17 protein-coding genes are annotated in these 15,213 nt (G+C 61.0%); 7 read left to right on the forward strand and 10 right to left on the reverse strand.

The features are described 5' to 3' along the window. Window positions 1-20 precede the first annotated feature (20 nt). Window positions 21-1,208 (forward strand): glycosyltransferase family 4 protein, encoded by a 1,188-nt coding sequence (locus ACO07N_RS06185; protein WP_421980187.1) that lies wholly within the window; start codon window positions 21-23, stop codon window positions 1,206-1,208. Here the strand turns inward: ACO07N_RS06185 and thpR are convergent. The 3 genes from thpR to ACO07N_RS06200 all read right to left on the reverse strand — a co-directional run bounded on the left by thpR (window position 1,190) and on the right by ACO07N_RS06200 (window position 3,640). Beyond that, entirely contained in the window at window positions 1,190-1,726 is a 537-nt protein-coding gene (gene thpR, locus ACO07N_RS06190) for an RNA 2',3'-cyclic phosphodiesterase (RefSeq protein WP_319384570.1), read from the reverse strand. The genes ACO07N_RS06185 and thpR overlap by 19 nt on opposite strands. Before the next feature lie 192 nt (window positions 1,727-1,918). Next, complete coding sequence (locus tag ACO07N_RS06195) at window positions 1,919-2,971, reverse strand: aldo/keto reductase (protein ID WP_421980188.1); 1,053 nt, start codon at window positions 2,969-2,971, stop codon at window positions 1,919-1,921. Between the two features lie 69 nt (window positions 2,972-3,040). After that, window positions 3,041-3,640 (reverse strand): arylesterase, encoded by a 600-nt coding sequence (locus ACO07N_RS06200; RefSeq protein WP_421984386.1) that lies wholly within the window; start codon window positions 3,638-3,640, stop codon window positions 3,041-3,043. 154 nt (window positions 3,641-3,794) lie between these two features. On the opposite strand from ACO07N_RS06200, the gene ACO07N_RS06205 reads away from it, so the two are divergent. From ACO07N_RS06205 to ACO07N_RS06220, 4 genes are all read left to right on the forward strand, one after another. Continuing rightward, window positions 3,795-4,511 (forward strand): ABC transporter ATP-binding protein, encoded by a 717-nt coding sequence (locus tag ACO07N_RS06205; protein ID WP_421980189.1) that lies wholly within the window; start codon window positions 3,795-3,797, stop codon window positions 4,509-4,511. Beyond that, complete coding sequence (locus ACO07N_RS06210) at window positions 4,508-7,090, forward strand: ABC transporter permease (protein ID WP_421980190.1); 2,583 nt, start codon at window positions 4,508-4,510, stop codon at window positions 7,088-7,090. The genes ACO07N_RS06205 and ACO07N_RS06210 overlap by 4 nt, the downstream gene beginning before the upstream one ends. A gap of 148 nt (window positions 7,091-7,238) precedes the next feature. Further along, on the forward strand, window positions 7,239-8,012 hold the full coding sequence (locus ACO07N_RS06215; protein WP_421980191.1) for a hypothetical protein: 774 nt from the start codon (window positions 7,239-7,241) through the stop codon (window positions 8,010-8,012). A 171-nt stretch (window positions 8,013-8,183) separates the two neighbouring features. Further along, the gene (locus ACO07N_RS06220; protein WP_421980192.1) at window positions 8,184-8,966 is read left to right on the forward strand and encodes a Bax inhibitor-1/YccA family protein; all 783 of its coding nucleotides are present in this window, start codon (window positions 8,184-8,186) and stop codon (window positions 8,964-8,966) included. A 76-nt stretch (window positions 8,967-9,042) separates the two neighbouring features. Here ACO07N_RS06220 and ACO07N_RS06225 read toward each other — a convergent pair whose 3' ends face one another. Next, window positions 9,043-9,432, reverse strand: coding sequence for a DUF2794 domain-containing protein (locus ACO07N_RS06225; RefSeq protein ID WP_319384575.1), 390 nt, complete (start codon window positions 9,430-9,432; stop codon window positions 9,043-9,045). A 539-nt stretch (window positions 9,433-9,971) separates the two neighbouring features. Here ACO07N_RS06225 and ACO07N_RS06230 point away from each other — a divergent pair. After that, window positions 9,972-10,490 (forward strand): GNAT family N-acetyltransferase, encoded by a 519-nt coding sequence (locus ACO07N_RS06230; protein WP_421980193.1) that lies wholly within the window; start codon window positions 9,972-9,974, stop codon window positions 10,488-10,490. Between the two features lie 22 nt (window positions 10,491-10,512). Here the strand turns inward: ACO07N_RS06230 and ACO07N_RS06235 are convergent, their stop codons facing one another. Beyond that, window positions 10,513-11,088, reverse strand: coding sequence for a hypothetical protein (locus tag ACO07N_RS06235; protein WP_421980194.1), 576 nt, complete (start codon window positions 11,086-11,088; stop codon window positions 10,513-10,515). A gap of 130 nt (window positions 11,089-11,218) precedes the next feature. On the opposite strand from ACO07N_RS06235, the gene ppa reads away from it, so the two are divergent. Continuing rightward, entirely contained in the window at window positions 11,219-11,758 is a 540-nt protein-coding gene (ppa, locus tag ACO07N_RS06240) for an inorganic diphosphatase (protein ID WP_421980195.1), read from the forward strand. Window positions 11,759-11,800: 42 nt separating this feature from the next. On the opposite strand, the gene ACO07N_RS06245 is transcribed toward ppa, so the two are convergent. The 5 genes from ACO07N_RS06245 to ACO07N_RS06265 all read right to left on the reverse strand — a co-directional run bounded on the left by ACO07N_RS06245 (window position 11,801) and on the right by ACO07N_RS06265 (window position 15,204). After that, the gene (locus ACO07N_RS06245; protein WP_421980196.1) at window positions 11,801-12,235 is read right to left on the reverse strand and encodes a metallopeptidase family protein; all 435 of its coding nucleotides are present in this window, start codon (window positions 12,233-12,235) and stop codon (window positions 11,801-11,803) included. 37 nt (window positions 12,236-12,272) lie between these two features. Further along, window positions 12,273-12,527, reverse strand: a complete 255-nt coding sequence (locus tag ACO07N_RS06250) for a hypothetical protein (protein ID WP_421980197.1) — start codon at window positions 12,525-12,527, stop codon at window positions 12,273-12,275. Then, complete coding sequence (locus ACO07N_RS06255; RefSeq protein WP_421980198.1) at window positions 12,524-13,048, reverse strand: disulfide bond formation protein B; 525 nt, start codon at window positions 13,046-13,048, stop codon at window positions 12,524-12,526. The genes ACO07N_RS06250 and ACO07N_RS06255 overlap by 4 nt, the downstream gene beginning before the upstream one ends. A 14-nt stretch (window positions 13,049-13,062) precedes the next feature. Then, window positions 13,063-13,641: a YqaA family protein gene (locus tag ACO07N_RS06260; RefSeq protein ID WP_421980199.1), complete on the reverse strand. Its 579-nt coding sequence runs from the start codon at window positions 13,639-13,641 to the stop codon at window positions 13,063-13,065. A 147-nt stretch (window positions 13,642-13,788) separates the two neighbouring features. Then, window positions 13,789-15,204: an L-serine ammonia-lyase gene (locus tag ACO07N_RS06265; RefSeq protein ID WP_421980200.1), complete on the reverse strand. Its 1,416-nt coding sequence runs from the start codon at window positions 15,202-15,204 to the stop codon at window positions 13,789-13,791. Window positions 15,205-15,213: the final 9 nt, after the last annotated feature.

A 15,213-nucleotide genomic window follows, 5' to 3' on the forward strand; every position in this document is an offset into this window, starting at 1 on the left:
AAGCTCTCCGGAGACAAGAATTGCATCAATTCAAGCCCGGGACGACCGTCCTGCAAGTGATCCCCGACCTCAATTCGGGCGGCGCCGAACGCACAACCGTCGACGTCGCGCGGGCGATCGTCGATGCCGGCGGCATGGCATTGGTGGTCAGCCAGGGCGGGCAGATGGTTGCGGAACTGGAAGCGTCGGGCGCAGAGCATATCGTCTTGCCGGTCAAGTCCAAGAACCCGGTGACGATGCTCCGGAACGCCGGTGCGCTGAAGGATCTGATCACGGCAAGGCACGTCGATATCGTGCATGCCAGGAGCCGGGCACCTGCCTGGTCGGCCCTGCGCGCCGCGCGCGCCACGCGCGTCCCCTTCGTCACCACCTATCACGGCACCTACAATCAATCGAACGCCCTGAAGTCCTTCTACAATTCGGTGATGGCGCGCGGCGACGCCGTGATCGCCAATTCCCGCTTCATCGCGGATCTGATCTCTGCGCGGCATCCGTTTTCGCAAAAGAGGATAACCGTGATTCCGCGCGGCTCGGACCTGAAAGGCCTCGACCCTGACAGTGTGAGTGCGTTGCGGCAGCAGGCCCTGAAGGACAGCTGGGGTGTGCCGGCCGGAAAACCGATCGTGCTGAACATGGCGCGCCTGACCGGCTGGAAGGGGCAGAAGGTCGTGATTGCGGCCATGGCTCACTTGCGCGACATGGGTCACAGGGACCCGGTCGCCATTCTGGCCGGAGATGCGCAGGGCCGGGACAGCTATGTCGCGGACCTGAAAAAAATGATCGCAGACAACGCGTTGCAGGACCAGGTCCGGCTGGTCGGCCATTGCAGCGATGTCCCGGCGGCCCTTGCGCTTGCAGACGTGTCGGTCGTCGCTTCCGTTGAGCCCGAAGCATTCGGAAGAGCGGCGGTCGAGGCACAGGCGGCCGGCGTACCGGTCATCGTTTCCGATCACGGCGCCGTTCCGGAAACTGTTCTGGCTCCGCCCGAAGTCGCGGACGACGAGCGCACCGGCTGGCGCGTCGTCCCGGACGACGCGACGGCGCTTGCCGTTGCGCTCAACACGGTTCTTGCGCAGGAACCCGGGATGCTGGAGGCGATGAAGGCGCGCGCGCTTGACCACGTCCACCGCAATTTTTCGGTTGAAACGATGTGCCGCCGCACCCTTGATGTCTATGCAACGGTCCTGCATCAGGCCGCGAGCGGATAGGCCTCTTCAACCAGATAGGGGCCGCCGCCCACGCTCGACTTGGCCGAAAACAGAACGAAGCGTCCCGCAACGAAGGGCGGCGCCTGAAAGTTGCCCCGCTCACTGAGCCATTTGGCGACATCCTCGTTGGTGGATGTCTTGCAGCGTGCGATCGTGACATGGGGAATGTATTTCCGGCGTTCCGCGGGCAGATGCATGCGCTGAAGGATGCGCTCCTGTTCGGCCTGAAGTTCCGCAAGCTGTGTCGTCGGTTCAACCCGGGCCCAGACGGCGTGCGGTTTGCCGTTTCCGAAGGACCCGAGGCCGGTCAGCCGGATTTCGACCGGCTCGCGCCGAACGCGATCCAGCGCCGCGACGACTTCATCGGCGGTGCGGTCATCGATATCTCCGATGAAGCGCAGAGTGAGATGATAGTTTTCCGGATCGATCCAGCGGGCGCCCCGGAGGCCTCCCCGGAGCATGGAAAGCATGAGAGCCGTTTCGGACGGAATCTCAAGGCCTGTGAATAGGCGCGGCATGGGGTCTCCCTCCGCAGTCGCTGACAAAAACCATGAGGAATCAACTTCATGAAAATCGCAAGACAAAAATCTAAGCTTCTGACGCAGAATCGAAATTCGCAGTGCATGCGACTGACGGGCGAGGCATCGGACGCGAAAAACCGGACCATGCGCGGAAACTGATTCTCTTTTTGCGCGTGTGCACGCAAACGCCTAGGGCGCGGTGTTTCCGAATTGCTGGTGAATGGCGTCGATCTTTTCAAGCACATCGCCGCTCAGGACGAGGTCCGCGGCCGCAACGTCGGTTTCAAGCTGATCCATCCGGGTCGCACCGATGATGACGGACGTCATGAAACTGCGCGACTTCGCAAAGGCAAGCGCCATCTGGGCCGGATCGAGACCGGCCTCCTGCGCCAGTTCGAAATAGGCATCCACCGCCTCGAATGTCCGCGGGTGTTCGTAGCGCTGCATTTTGTTGAAGAGGGTCTTGCGGGCACCGGCCGGCAGTGCGCCATTGCGGTATTTTCCGGTCAGATAGCCTTGCGCGAGCGACGAATAGGCCAGCAGCCCGACGTCCTCGCGGCGCGCGATTTCCGCAAGCCCCGTTTCGAAAGTCCTGTTGACCATCGAATAGGCGTTCTGGATCGAGGCGATCCTGGGAACGTCGTACAGCTCCGAGGCGGTGACATAGCGCATCGTTCCCCAGGAACTCTCGTTGGAGACGCCGACAGCCCTGACTTTCCCGGCCTTGACCAGATCGCCCATGACTTCGAGCGTGGACTGGATGCTGTGTTCGTTCTCGACGGGTTCGGCATCCTTCCAGCGCGTGGGGTTGGAACCGAAGCCGGAGACGTTCCGATCCGGCCAGTGGATCTGGTAGAGATCAATGTAATCGGTCTTCAGGTTCTCAAGGCTTCGGTCGACGGCGAACTCGATCTGGCTGCGGGACAGCTCGCCCGTCTGACCGTTTTCGCGGAACCAGTCCATCACTGTCCGCCCGACCACCTTGGTCGCCATGACGACCTTGTCGCGGTGACCCGTCTTTTCGAACCAGGTTCCGATGATGCGTTCCGTGCGTCCCTGCGTCTCCCGGTTTGACGGGATGGGATAAAGCTCCGCGGCGTCGAAGAAGTTGATCCCCTTCTCAAACGCATAATCCATCTGTGCGTGGCCTTCGGCCTCCGTGTTCTGTTCGCCGAACGTCATCGTTCCGAGGCAAAGAGAGCTCACATGCATGTCGGTGCGGCCGAGACGGCGCTGTTCCATCGGACATTCCTTCAGGTTCTGAAATGAGCCCCCCGAGGACGTCGGGAAGGCCGGGAGCCGGACGGCCCCTCAGGAGGACTGGGCTCTTGCCAGTAGTTCTTCCACTTTCGGCAGGATGTTGTCGACAATGACGGCGACCCCGTCCGCATTCGGATGCATTCCGTCGGACAGGTTCAGATCCGGATCGAGAGCAACCCCTTCGAGAAAGAACGGATAAAGCAGGGCATCGTGAGCTTTTGCAAGATCGGAATAGATCGGATCGAAGACGTCGGCATATTCGGGTCCGAGATTCCGCGGTGCCAGCATGCCGGCGAGCAACACCTCCACACCGCGTTCGCGCAGCCGCCGGGTCATCTCGTCCAGATTTCTGCGCGTGAGGTCAGGCTGTATGCCGCGCAGTGCATCATTTGCGCCAAGCTCGAGGATGACCGCATCCGCGTCCGGACCGACCGACCAGTCCAGCCGCGACAGACCGCCCGACGTGGTGTCCCCGGAAACGCCCGCATTCACGACCTCGACCGAAAATCCGCGTTCATCAAGGACTTTTTGCAACTGTTCGGGAAAGCCTTCCTCCGGCCCCAGCTGATATCCGGCCGACAGGCTGTCGCCGAGGACAACGAGCTTCAGCTCGGCGGAAAGTACGGTTGCCGGTGAAAACAGAAACACCAGAGCGCTGAAGAATAGGCAGATACGGTTCACTTTAAAACTCTTTCAGGACTGGAAGACCAACCACATCAGGCCCATATGGTCGCAGAGCGCTCAAAAGTCGAGAGCGGACGTTGATCAGGAAGACGTCAACCGAGCCCTTTGTAAAGGTCTGATGATGACAAATACACCCGCGATTTCCCTCAAGAACGTTCATCTAACGCTTGGGGAGGGCGCCGGCAGGGTCCACATCCTGAAGGGCATTGATCTCGACATCGAAAAGGGAGTGTCGGTGGGTCTCGTCGGACCGTCCGGATCGGGAAAGTCCACGCTGCTGATGGTGATGGCCGGCCTCGAGCGGGCGGACGAAGGGTCGGTCAATGTCGCCGGATCGGAACTTGGTCCGTTGTCGGAGGACCAGCTGGCAAGGTTCAGGGGCCGCAAGGTCGGCATCATTTTCCAGTCCTTTCACCTCGTTCCGAACATGACCGCGCTTGAAAACGTCGCCGTGCCGCTGGAGCTCGCAGGCGACACGTCCGCTTTCGAGAAAGCCGAGGCGGAACTGAACGCGGTCGGCCTCGGCCACCGTCTCCATCATTACCCCGCGCAGATGTCGGGCGGTGAGCAGCAGCGTGTCGCGGTCGCGCGTGCCCTGGTTGTCGAGCCGGAAATCCTGATCGCCGACGAGCCGACCGGCAACCTGGACGATTCGACCGGTACGCAGATCGTCGACCTGATGTTCAGCGCCCAGCGCGAACGCAAAACAACGCTGGTCCTGGTCACCCACGATCCCGCTCTCGCCGAGCAATGCGACCGGATGATCCGGGTCCGCTCCGGTGAGATCGAGGAAGAAACGGCCATGAGCAGCCTCGCGCAGGAAGAGGTCACCGCATGAGCGGCTTTGTGCCTTCCGGCTCAGCCGCCGGCAACCAGACATTCGCACTGGCAAGCCGTTTCGCCCTGAGAGAACTTCGGGGCGGTCTCAAGGGGTTCTACATCTTCATCGCCTGCATCGCCCTGGGTGTCGCCGCGATTGCCGGCGTCACCTCGGTTTCGCGGGCGCTGACGGAGGGTATCGCCAACGAAGGCCAGGCAATTCTGGGCGGAGATCTCTCCTTTTCGCTGATCCACCGTCAGGCCGGACCCGACGAGACCGCGTTTCTGGACACGCTCGGCTCGGTGTCGCGCGTTGCGACGCTGCGCGCCATGTCGCGGCGCTCCGATACGGGAGAACAGGCGCTCGTCGAACTGAAGGCAGTCGACAACGCCTATCCGCTTTACGGCACACTCGACCTGCAGTCCGGCCAGTCCCTTGAAGACGCGCTGTCGCAACGGGACGGCGTCTGGGGCGCGGTTGCGGATCTGGCACTGCTTGCACGGCTGGATGTTGAGATCGGCGACACACTCGCCCTCGGCCGGTCGACCGTCCGCATCACGGACGTGATCGCGACCGAACCGGACAAGCTGGCCGGCGGCATGGAATTCGGTCCGCGCCTGATGATTTCCGATGCGGCGATCGGCGACACCGACCTTGTGCAGCCGGGCAGTCTCGTGCGCTGGCACTACCGCGTGCGCATGTCGCCGGCCCCGGACCTTGCGGACATCGAGAACGTGATTGAACAGGTCAAGGCCGAACAGCCGGAGGCGGACTGGCGGATTCGCTCGCGTGCAAACGCATCGCCCGGCCTTCAACGCAGCATCGGGCGCTTCGCCCAGTTCCTGACGCTGGTGGGTCTGACGGCGCTCGTTGTCGGCGGTGTCGGTGTTGCAAATGCGATCCGCGCCTACCTGGAAACCAAGCGGGAAGTCATCGCAAGCTTCAAGTGCCTCGGGGCGACCGGCGACTTCGTCTTCCGGATCTACCTGGTCCAGATGCTGGTGATCGCCCTGATCGGGATCGGGATCGGCCTCGTAATCGGTGCACTGATACCGTTTGCGGCCGCTGCGGCGCTGGCCAACGTTCTACCAGTTCAACTGGCGGCGAACATCTATCCGGCCGAACTCGGCCTCGGGCTCGTCTACGGGCTCCTGACGGCGCTTGCATTCGCCTTGTGGCCACTCGGGCGCGCGCATGACGTGCCCCCAACGGCCCTTTTCCGAGACATCGTCGCCGGAGGCACGAAACTCCCGCGTAAACGCTATCTGGCGGCGACCGCAGTCATGGTGGTCCTGCTGGCGGGCATCGCGGTGCTTCTCTCCCACGACAAGTTCATTGCAACCGTTTACATCACGGCATCTGCCTTTGCCTTCATCCTGCTCGTGCTGGTGGCCAGGGTGATCATGATGCTGGCGCGCAGGCTGCCGAGCGTGCGCTCTACCGAGCTTCGGCTGGCCATTGCCAACATCCACCGGCCCGGCGCGCTGACGCCATCCGTCGTCCTGTCCCTCGGGCTGGGCCTGTCCCTGCTTGTCGCGCTGGCCCTGATCGACGGCAACCTGCGTCGCGAACTGACCGCGACAATGGCGGACAAGGCACCGAGTTTCTTTTTCGTCGATATTCAGAGCCATGAACGCGATGCGTTCAACGACCTGCTGCGCGCGGAAGCGCCATCCAGCGAGATACGCAGCGTGCCGATGCTGCGCGGGCGCATCGTCAGCCTGAACGACATTCCGTCCGACGAATTCGTACCGGCCCAGGAGGGCTCCGACTGGGTTCTGCGCGGCGATCGCGGGATCACCTATGAAACCACGCTTCCCGAAAACTCCAAGCTGACGGAAGGAAGCTGGTGGCCGGAAGACTATTCCGGCGTGCCGCTCGTCTCATTCGACGCCGAAGCCGGTACGGAACTTGGACTGAAGATCGGCGACAAGGTCACGGTCAACGTCCTCGGCCGCGAGATCTCCGCAGAAATCGCCAATTTCCGCGATATCGAATGGCAATCCCTGTCAATCAACTTTGTCATGGTGTTTTCGCCGAACACCTTTGCAGGCGCGCCGCATGCTCATCTCATGACGCTCGGCTGGGAAGAGGACGTCCCGACGCAAACCGAACTCGACCTTCTGAAGATCGTGTCCAACACGTTTCCGACGGTGACGTCCGTGCGTGTCAAGGATGCGATTGCGCAGGTCAACGATCTCGTCGCGCAGCTGGCATGGGCGATCCGCGGTGCCAGTTCCATCACCCTGATCGCGAGTGTCCTGGTTCTGGCAGGCGCTCTTGCGGCCGGCCATCGCAACCGTATCTACGACGCCGTCATCCTGAAAACGATCGGCGCCACGAGGCCGCGGCTCATTCTGGCCTATGGCCTGGAATATGCCATTCTGGGCCTCACCACCGCCGTTTTCGCGCTGGTCGCGGGCGGTGTCGCGGCATGGTTCGTGATCACGCGCATCATGGAAGGGACGTTCGTTCTGATGCCGGTCACCGCCGCGGGTGCTGCCCTGGTTGCGCTTGTCCTGACGGTCGGTTTCGGATTGATCGGCACCTGGCGGATCCTCGGTGAAAAACCGGCGCCCGTCCTGCGCAATCTCTGACGGCGCGGGCTGCGGTCGCCGGTACGGACGCGGCCGCCCGGCAAACCCTGTTTTTCCGCACCTGCTGCAACCCGCTCTTGCTTGCATGGTCCGCTGTTCTTGTTTATCCGGATAGCTCGGGAAACGGAACGGAAGAAGGGCAGGTTCCATGTTTGAAATTACAAAGCGGTCAGCACTGAAAGTCATCGCGGCGGCAGGCATTGTCGCGTCGATGGCAGCGCTTCCATTTGCAGCGCCGGCATATGCCGAAAGTCCGTTTCACACCGGCGTCTGGCAGCTGAACACGCCGGAGGGCCCGCGCGGGCTTGTCGTCAGCGACTGGCTGGTTTTCGAAGATGGCCTGCCAAAGCGCTGGCTCTACCGCCGCGCCGGCACCAATGACGAAAACCAGTTCGATTTTTTCAGCCGCACCATGGGTGACAGCGGATACACGCCTGTCGGGATTCGCGTGTACCGGACGGGTGAGAACTCGATGAAGTACACGCTGGCCCCCAAGGGCGAAGAACCTGTCGAGGTCTCGGCCGTTCGCCTGTCGATCCCGAATTTCGAAAATTCCTGCCTGTCCGTTGAAAAGAAGGGCAAGCGGTTCTTCGGCAACTGGGTTGGCACGAACGGATCGAAACTCAAGAAACTCAATGTCGGCAAGACCAAGATGACCATTGACGGCGAGGCACGCGAAATCGCCATCGAGGAAGTACGCGTAGGCCGCATGGGCATCACCGAAGGCGGCAAACCGGTTGCGTTCCTGACGGATGCGGGCGGGGACTATGCCGTCCTGCAGTGGTTCAAACCGGGCGTGACCGTCGAACAGATGCGCAACAAGGAACGGGAAATCCTTGATTTTGCCTCGGAAGAAATCGTCCGCAATCCCGGTGGCGACTGCGACCGGCAGATCGCGTCCCGCCTCAAGGCAATGAAATAACTTTCATTTCCTTAAGCATAATGCGGTATAATGCGGTCAGGAGCAGAAAGATTAAGATTTTTTCAGAAAATCGATCTTGTGCTTGTGTCCGCATTTTCCCATATGTTGAGGGAGTTGTGCTGCATGTAATGGTACATGCAAAAATCGATCTAGAAGGGGAAGAACACAACCATGTCGACCTTTGACCGTCAATCTCAAGGCGCCTACACCGTTGCCGGCTCGCGCGCCGAGGCCGGCATTGATCAAGGCCTGCGCGCCTACATGCTGGGCGTCTACAACTACATGACCATCGGCCTTGCGCTGACAGGATTCTTCGCTTTGGCAACCATGATGCTGGCGACGACCTCCGATCAGAGCGCGGCTGTTGCCACCATGGGCAACGGCACGATGCTCACCCAGCTTGGCGTTACGCTTTACGGCAGCCCGCTGAAATGGGTTGTGATGCTCGCGCCGCTCGGAATGGTGCTCTGGCTCTCGTTCCGCGTTCAGTCCATGAGCGCTTCGTCCGCACGCACCATGTTCCTGGTGTATTCGGCCATCATGGGCATTTCGCTGTCTTCGATCTTCCTGGTTTACACAGGTGGCTCGATCGCACGCGTGTTCTTCATCACGGCCGCCTCCTTCGGAGCGCTGAGCATCTTCGGCTACACCACGAAAAAGGACCTCTCCGGCTGGGGCTCGTTCCTTTTCATGGGTCTGATCGGGATCATCATCGCGTCGATCGTGAACATCTTCATGGCGTCTTCCGCCCTGCAGTTCGCGATCTCCGTCATCGGTGTTCTGGTGTTCGCCGGCCTGACCGCCTACGACACCCAGCAGATCAAGGAAATGTACTACGAAGGTGACAGCGGCGAAGTCGCCACCAAGAAGTCCGTCATGGGCGCCCTGCGTCTCTACCTCGACTTCATCAACATGTTCCTGATGCTGCTGCAGCTGTTCGGCAATCGCGAATAAGCGCTCTGCATGCAAACGAGAAAGCCCGGCTCACGCCGGGCTTTTTTGTTTCTGCACATCGATGCTGTCGGCCAGATCAGGCGTCGACCACGCGCAGATGTTTCTTCTTCTCCAGAACGCGCAGCACCTGTGACAGGTCATGGCCGCGTTTCAGGATCATGCCACCGGCGCCGACAACGCTGTAGGCACCCTGGCGGCGCGCCAGCTTGGGATCCTTCTCGATGCGGTAGAGCGGCATTTCGGAGGTCCGCCGGAACACGGAAAAAACCGCCCTGTCCTTCAGAAGATCCATCGCGTAATCGCGCCACTCGCCATCGGCAACCATGCGGCCGTAAAGCCGAAGGATCGTGTCGAGTTCTTTCCGGTTGAAGGCTACGACGGGTTTGGAAGGCAGAGCCGGTTGGCTTAGCGGCGACGGGTTGGTTCCCGCGCCGCGCTGAAACGCGCTGTCATCGGCTTCGCTCATTCCGCCTCCATTCGATCGGTGTCCCGTAATTTGCCCCGGCGACCGGCCTCGGGGTCATCGTCCTGTCATGATGCGTCGCAATTGGGGCTAATGGCAAGCCCGCGCGTTCAGAAACATATTTCCGTCTCACGAATGCGTGAGGTGGAACGGCCTTTTTTGCGTGATTGCAGGCCCGTTGTCACGCAACGGTAACTTGCCCTGAAAGAATGCCCAAAATTCCATGATTTTGCCGCAATCCAGCCCTTGGCAAGCCATTTTAACTACCCATATTTCGATCATACCCTGATGGGTGTGACCAGTAAGAATCGCGGAATGCATTAGCCCCCCAGCCCCCCGGGGTTCTTACCAGTCAGCCAGATTTACAGAGTCAAACATCAGGGCAACTGAAGGGCCGGCATTATGCCGGCCCTTTTCATTTGCGGAGTGCGCGTTCCATGACCTGAAAAGGTCACCCCGACACAAGTCGCTTCTCACTTTTCGACGCTGCGCGCACATTTGCCTCTTCTCCATTGCCGGGCTTGTTGTATCCTTCACTCAGGATGAGCACGGATCTGATCGATTTACGCGCGGCACGGCCCGCGGACTGCGAAGCGCTTGCTGGCATTCACAGCGAGGCGTGGCTCGGCGCATACCGGGGCGTTCTGCATGGTGTCGACCTTCAGAAGATGGTGACACGCCGCGGGACCGGCTGGTGGCGCGGCGCTCTGGAGCGCGGCGTCGAGATCAAGATCGTCTCCGTTGCCGATGTCCCCGCCGGCTACGCGACATTCGGTCGATGCCGTTTGCGCGACACCGGCATGGAAGGGGAAATCTACGAACTCTACCTGAAACCGGAATATCAGGGCCTCGGCTTCGGAAAGGCCCTTTTCGGCAGCGTTCGCAAGACGCTCGCGTCCAGGAACCTGCATGGGCTTGCCGTTCAGGTCCTGAGCGAGAACGAACCCGCCCGGAGCTTCTACCGTGCCCTTGGCGGCACGCTGACCGCCAAGTCCTGGTACCGGATGGGCGGGCGCCGTATGGAACTCTCGATCTACAGCTGGCCGGGCCGAAAGACCTGACACCTGACACCGGCAGCACGCATCACTGAAAAATGCCCTTGTTTCCCGGCACTATCGGGGGAAGCGAGCAATCGGAGCTTCCGGCCATGGTGTCGGCCAGGTCACGGCTCATCTGGTTGGCACCGGGGTTCGCCTGGGCGTCGATCCTGCCGATCTGACAGGTCGCACCGGGTTTCAGCTGGGTCACGATGAGAACGCTTCCGGTCCCTTTGCCTTCGCCGAGGCTCGGAAACCATCTGAGGATGGTCGCGAACGGCACCCCGTCCCGCAATCGCCACTCCAAAGTGTCGTTGATCGTGTTGAAGCGGGAAAGCGTCTGGCCGGCGGCAGGTTCGTTCTCCGCGTCTGGCCCGAAGGAAACGAACATGCGCAGGTCTCCCTCCGAAACAAGCACCTGAAGCCCGCTATAGCCCGGGCAAGTCCAGCTGCCGCCGAATGTTCCCTCCTCCGCCGCGCTTTCCAGTTGGAAGCATGTCTCAAGATCGATCTTGGTATAGGCGCTCGTGATTTCCGCTGCACTCGCGCTCGGACCCGTGCAGGCAATCACCACGGCGACTGCGGTCGCGGGCCATTGGATGAAGGAAAAATTTCTTCGCATTTGTCATGTCTCCGGAACCGTTTGAGCGGGTAGATCTGCGCTTTCGACTTTTGGTGCAATGCAAAATAATAGCTTGAACTTCTCCGGCAGGATTGCGATAGACGCAGCAGCAATCAACAGGAGTTTCAAAATGCGTATCGATGCCGTGCCAATCGGCAGCAACCCGCCGGAAGACATCAACGTGATTATCGAGGTGTCTGTGGGCGGCGAGCCGATCAAATACGAGATGGACAAGGACGCCGGTGCCATGTACGTCGACCGCTTCCTCTATACTCCGATGCGCTACCCGGGCAACTACGGCTTCGTTCCGCACACCTTGTGCGGCGACGGCGACCCGATCGATGTTGTGGTCGTCAACCAGCGCCCCGTCGTGCCTGGCGCGATCATGTCCTGCCGCCCGATCGGTGTCCTCATGATGGAAGACGAATCGGGACAGGATGAAAAGATCATCGCCGTGCCCGGCCAAAAACTCACGAAACGCTACGCCCATATTCATGACGTGACCGACCTGCCGCAAATCACGGTCGATCAGGTCAAGCATTTCTTCGAGCACTACAAGGATCTGGAGCCCGGCAAATGGGTGAAGGTCACCGGTGTCGAAGGCGCAGAAGCCGCGAAGAAACTGATCACCGAGTCGATCGAGCGCGCACAGGCTGCACCGGCCGGATAAGAGCGGCCAAAACGGCACATCTCAGAAGAGGCCGCAGGCGGATCAAAGATCCGCGGCGGCCTCGATGCGTTCCATGTCCTGGTCGGACAGGCCGAAATGGTGGCCGATTTCATGGATCAGGACATGCGCCACGACATCGCCGAGGGTTTCGTCCATGGCCGCCCAATAGTCGAGAATGGGCCGCCGGAACAGCCAGATACGGTTGGGCATCTGACCCGTATGCTCGGCATCGCCTCCCTGCGCCAGCCCTTGCCCTTCGAACAGACCGAGCAGATCGTGCGGGTCTTCGATCGCGAGCGCATCCAGCACATCGTCGGGAGCATAGTCGGCAAGGCTGATCTGGATGTGGCCGCAGCGCAGCAGTACATCGTCCGGCAGCCCCGCGAGAACCTCGCTGGCCATCTTCTCGAAGTCGGACAGATCGGGTGCCCTTAGGTCGGACCAGTCGCTTCGGCTGATCGGTCGGACGGATGCCATGTTGCCTGCCTTGCTTCTCCGGAGCGCGATACTCGACCTACAAGTAGGTAACGAAAAGGTAGATCACCAGCCCGATCGCGAATATCACCCCGGCAACCCTGCCGATCCGGGTTCCCCAGACCTCGATCTGATCGTTTTCATCCTTGTCGGCAGCGTTCAAGTGGTCTTTTGCCCTGTCGGCCATGCGCACGAAGGTCGAGCCCACGATCGTTTCGCTTTCCGCCTGCACGCGATCGAGTGCCTTGAGAGCTTCTTCGCGCTGCTCTTCCTTTGGGTGCTTTTTTCCGCTCATGCGTTCACAGTGGCTTTGTTTTCTGCCCGCTTCAACAAAAAAGCGGCAACAAGGGCGAGGAGCGCAAGTCCGCCGGACGCAACGGCATTCCAGCCGGCGAAGGAAAGCCCAAGCATGCGCCAACTGGCTTCCGTACAACTGACGATCCGTGTCGATTGCAGTGCCTGCAGCATGTTGGCGGCCGAGTTGGGTGCGGCCGAACCGCCGCCGCAATCATTGGGACCCGCCCAGAACTGCCACTCCGCACCTGCCTGATAGATACCCAGGCCCGATCCATAGGCAAAGATTGCGGCCACGCCCAGGAGAGCAAACAAGGCCAGGACAGTGCGCTGCGTCGTGATCAGGAGAAGCGCGAGTGCGGTCACGGGAAGTCCGACGTAGTACGGCACGCGCTGTTCCAGGCAAAGCTTGCAGGGAACATAACCGCCAATCAGCTGAAAACCCCAGGCCGTCGCTATCACGGCAAGCCCGCCTGCAAGGACAAGCCCGGTCACGTTTCGAGCAGTCAAGCCCTGGATCATCGCATCCTCTTTGTTCAGATGTAGCGCAGCAGAATAAAGCCGCCGACCAGCAACACCACAAATAGGGTGAACATGAGACCGAGGCGTTTTTCGATGAACTCCTTGATCGGCGGGCCGAAGAAATAGAGCAGCCCCGCAACGATGAAGAAACGCAGGCCCCTGGAGACGATGCTGGCAACGATGAAAATCGGCAGGCTCAGTCCCGCCACGCCGGAGGCAATGGTGATGACCTTGTACGGAAAGGGCGTCAGGCCGGCGATGAAGACGAACCACCATCCCCAGTGATTGAAGACCGCGCTGAACTCGTCGAACTTGTCCATCTTTCCGTAGAAGGTCAGGATCGGTTCGGCGACCTGTTCAAACAGAAACATGCCGATTAGGTAACCCAGTATGCCGCCGACAACCGACGTCACGGTACACAGCAGCGCATACCACCAGGCCTTTTCCCTGCGGGCGATCACCATCGGGATCAGGAGAATGTCCGGCGGGATCGGAAAGAAGGAACTTTCAACGAAGGAAACGGACCCGAGCGCGGCAGGCGCGCGCGGTCCGGCGGCAAGGGACAGGGTCCAGTCGTAGAGGCGTCTGATCATGGCGCTTCCATAGCGGCAGTGGCTTAAAAAGTCACCAACAGATCCGCCAAATACCGGGATTGGTTGAAAATCTCGTTCGCGGAACAGGCCCGCCCTTGTGACAGGTCTCCGGTGGAAGGCGAAGACCTGCCGTCCGGGTGCCCGGTGTCAGCACTCCGGCAGGTTGACAGCCAGTCCGCCCAGCGACGTTTCCTTGTACTTGTCACGCATGTCCTGCCCCGTCTGGCGCATCGTTTCGATGCAATTGTCCAGCGGCATGAAGTGAACGCCGTCCCCGTGGAGCGCAAGCGAAGCGGCCGACACCGCCTTGATCGCACCCATGCCGTTGCGCTCGATGCAGGGCACCTGAACCAGGCCCTTCACGGGATCGCAGGTCATGCCGAGGTGATGTTCGAGCGCGATCTCGGCCGCGTTCTCGACCTGTGCGTTGCTGCCGCCAAGCGCGGCACACAGTCCCGCGGCAGCCATTGCGGAGGCCGAACCGACTTCCGCCTGACAGCCGCATTCCGCGCCGGAGATCGACGCATTGTGCTTGATCAGTCCGCCGATCGCGGCGGCGGTCAGCAGAAAATCGTCAATCCCCTTGCGGGACGTGTCGACGCAGTGATCCCGGTAGTAGCGGATCACTGCGGGCACGACGCCCGCCGCCCCGTTGGTCGGCGACGTGACCACCTGGCCGCCGGCGGCGTTTTCCTCGTTCACCGCCATCGCATAGACGGACAGCCAGTCGTTGATGGCATGCGGCTGCTGGCTGTTGGAGCCGGTTTGCTCCTGGAGGCGCTGATGGATGGCCCTTGCCCTGCGCTTGACGCTCAACCCGCCGGGCAGGATGCCCTCCAGCGTGAGGCCGCGCGTGATACAGGCGTCCATGACCGACCAGACGGCCGCAAGACGGTTGTTGAGCACGTCCCGTCCGAGGACGGATTCTTCGTTGGCCCGCTTCATGTCGGCAATGCTCAGGCCGGAGGCACGGCCCATTTCCAGCATCTCCGCTGCCGATCCGAACGGATACGGATAGCCGATGGCTTCCTTTTCGTCGTGAAGATCGACATCCGGTGCCTTTTCCGCGGCCAGAAGTTCGGCTTCCGTCGCGATGAACCCGCCACCGATGGAATAATAGGTTTCGGCGAGCAGAACGCGACCGTCTGCATCCCGGGCGGTCAGTTTCATGCCGTTTGCATGCAGCGGCAGGGCGGCACCGTAGTCGAAGACAAGATCCTGATCCGGATCGAAGCGGATATCGCCGCACGCACCGGCAGCCAGTGTCCGCGTCTGCTGCAATTGCAGCAGCTTCTGTTCGGCAAGCCCGGCATCGACATTGTCCGGACGGAACCCGAGCAGACCCAGCATGACCGCACGGTCGGTCGCGTGACCCTTGCCGGTAAAGGCCAGCGACCCGTGCAGCGATGCGCTCAGATGCGCGGCCTGTGTGGGCGCAAACCGTCCGCCGTCACCGGCGGCAAGCCGGTCCAGAAAGTCGACGGCCGCGGTCATCGGCCCCATCGTGTGCGACGACGACGGGCCGATCCCGATCTTGAAGATGTCGAAAACGCTGAGGAACATACGGCCGGC

This window comes from Roseibium sp. (genome assembly GCF_965229775.1).
GTDB lineage: Bacteria > Pseudomonadota > Alphaproteobacteria > Rhizobiales > Stappiaceae > Roseibium.

Bases quoted from the DNA above. Each gene is read 5' to 3' on its own strand.
- ACO07N_RS06235 (WP_421980194.1), bottom strand. From the start codon at position 11,088: ATGCGAAGAAATTTTTCCTTCATCCAATGGCCCGCGACCGCAGTCGCC.
- ACO07N_RS06225 (WP_319384575.1), bottom strand. From the start codon at position 9,432: ATGAGCGAAGCCGATGACAGCGCGTTTCAGCGCGGCGCGGGAACCAAC.
- ACO07N_RS06255 (WP_421980198.1), bottom strand. From the start codon at position 13,048: ATGATCCAGGGCTTGACTGCTCGAAACGTGACCGGGCTTGTCCTTGCA.
- ACO07N_RS06220 (WP_421980192.1), top strand. From the start codon at position 8,184: ATGTCGACCTTTGACCGTCAATCTCAAGGCGCCTACACCGTTGCCGGC.
- ACO07N_RS06205 (WP_421980189.1), top strand. From the start codon at position 3,795: ATGACAAATACACCCGCGATTTCCCTCAAGAACGTTCATCTAACGCTT.
- ACO07N_RS06210 (WP_421980190.1), top strand. From the start codon at position 4,508: ATGAGCGGCTTTGTGCCTTCCGGCTCAGCCGCCGGCAACCAGACATTC.
- thpR (WP_319384570.1), bottom strand. From the start codon at position 1,726: ATGCCGCGCCTATTCACAGGCCTTGAGATTCCGTCCGAAACGGCTCTC.
- ACO07N_RS06250 (WP_421980197.1), bottom strand. From the start codon at position 12,527: ATGAGCGGAAAAAAGCACCCAAAGGAAGAGCAGCGCGAAGAAGCTCTC.
- ppa (WP_421980195.1), top strand. From the start codon at position 11,219: ATGCGTATCGATGCCGTGCCAATCGGCAGCAACCCGCCGGAAGACATC.
- ACO07N_RS06265 (WP_421980200.1), bottom strand. From the start codon at position 15,204: ATGTTCCTCAGCGTTTTCGACATCTTCAAGATCGGGATCGGCCCGTCG.
- ACO07N_RS06195 (WP_421980188.1), bottom strand. From the start codon at position 2,971: ATGGAACAGCGCCGTCTCGGCCGCACCGACATGCATGTGAGCTCTCTT.
- ACO07N_RS06215 (WP_421980191.1), top strand. From the start codon at position 7,239: ATGTTTGAAATTACAAAGCGGTCAGCACTGAAAGTCATCGCGGCGGCA.
- ACO07N_RS06260 (WP_421980199.1), bottom strand. From the start codon at position 13,641: ATGATCAGACGCCTCTACGACTGGACCCTGTCCCTTGCCGCCGGACCG.
- ACO07N_RS06230 (WP_421980193.1), top strand. From the start codon at position 9,972: ATGAGCACGGATCTGATCGATTTACGCGCGGCACGGCCCGCGGACTGC.
- ACO07N_RS06245 (WP_421980196.1), bottom strand. From the start codon at position 12,235: ATGGCATCCGTCCGACCGATCAGCCGAAGCGACTGGTCCGACCTAAGG.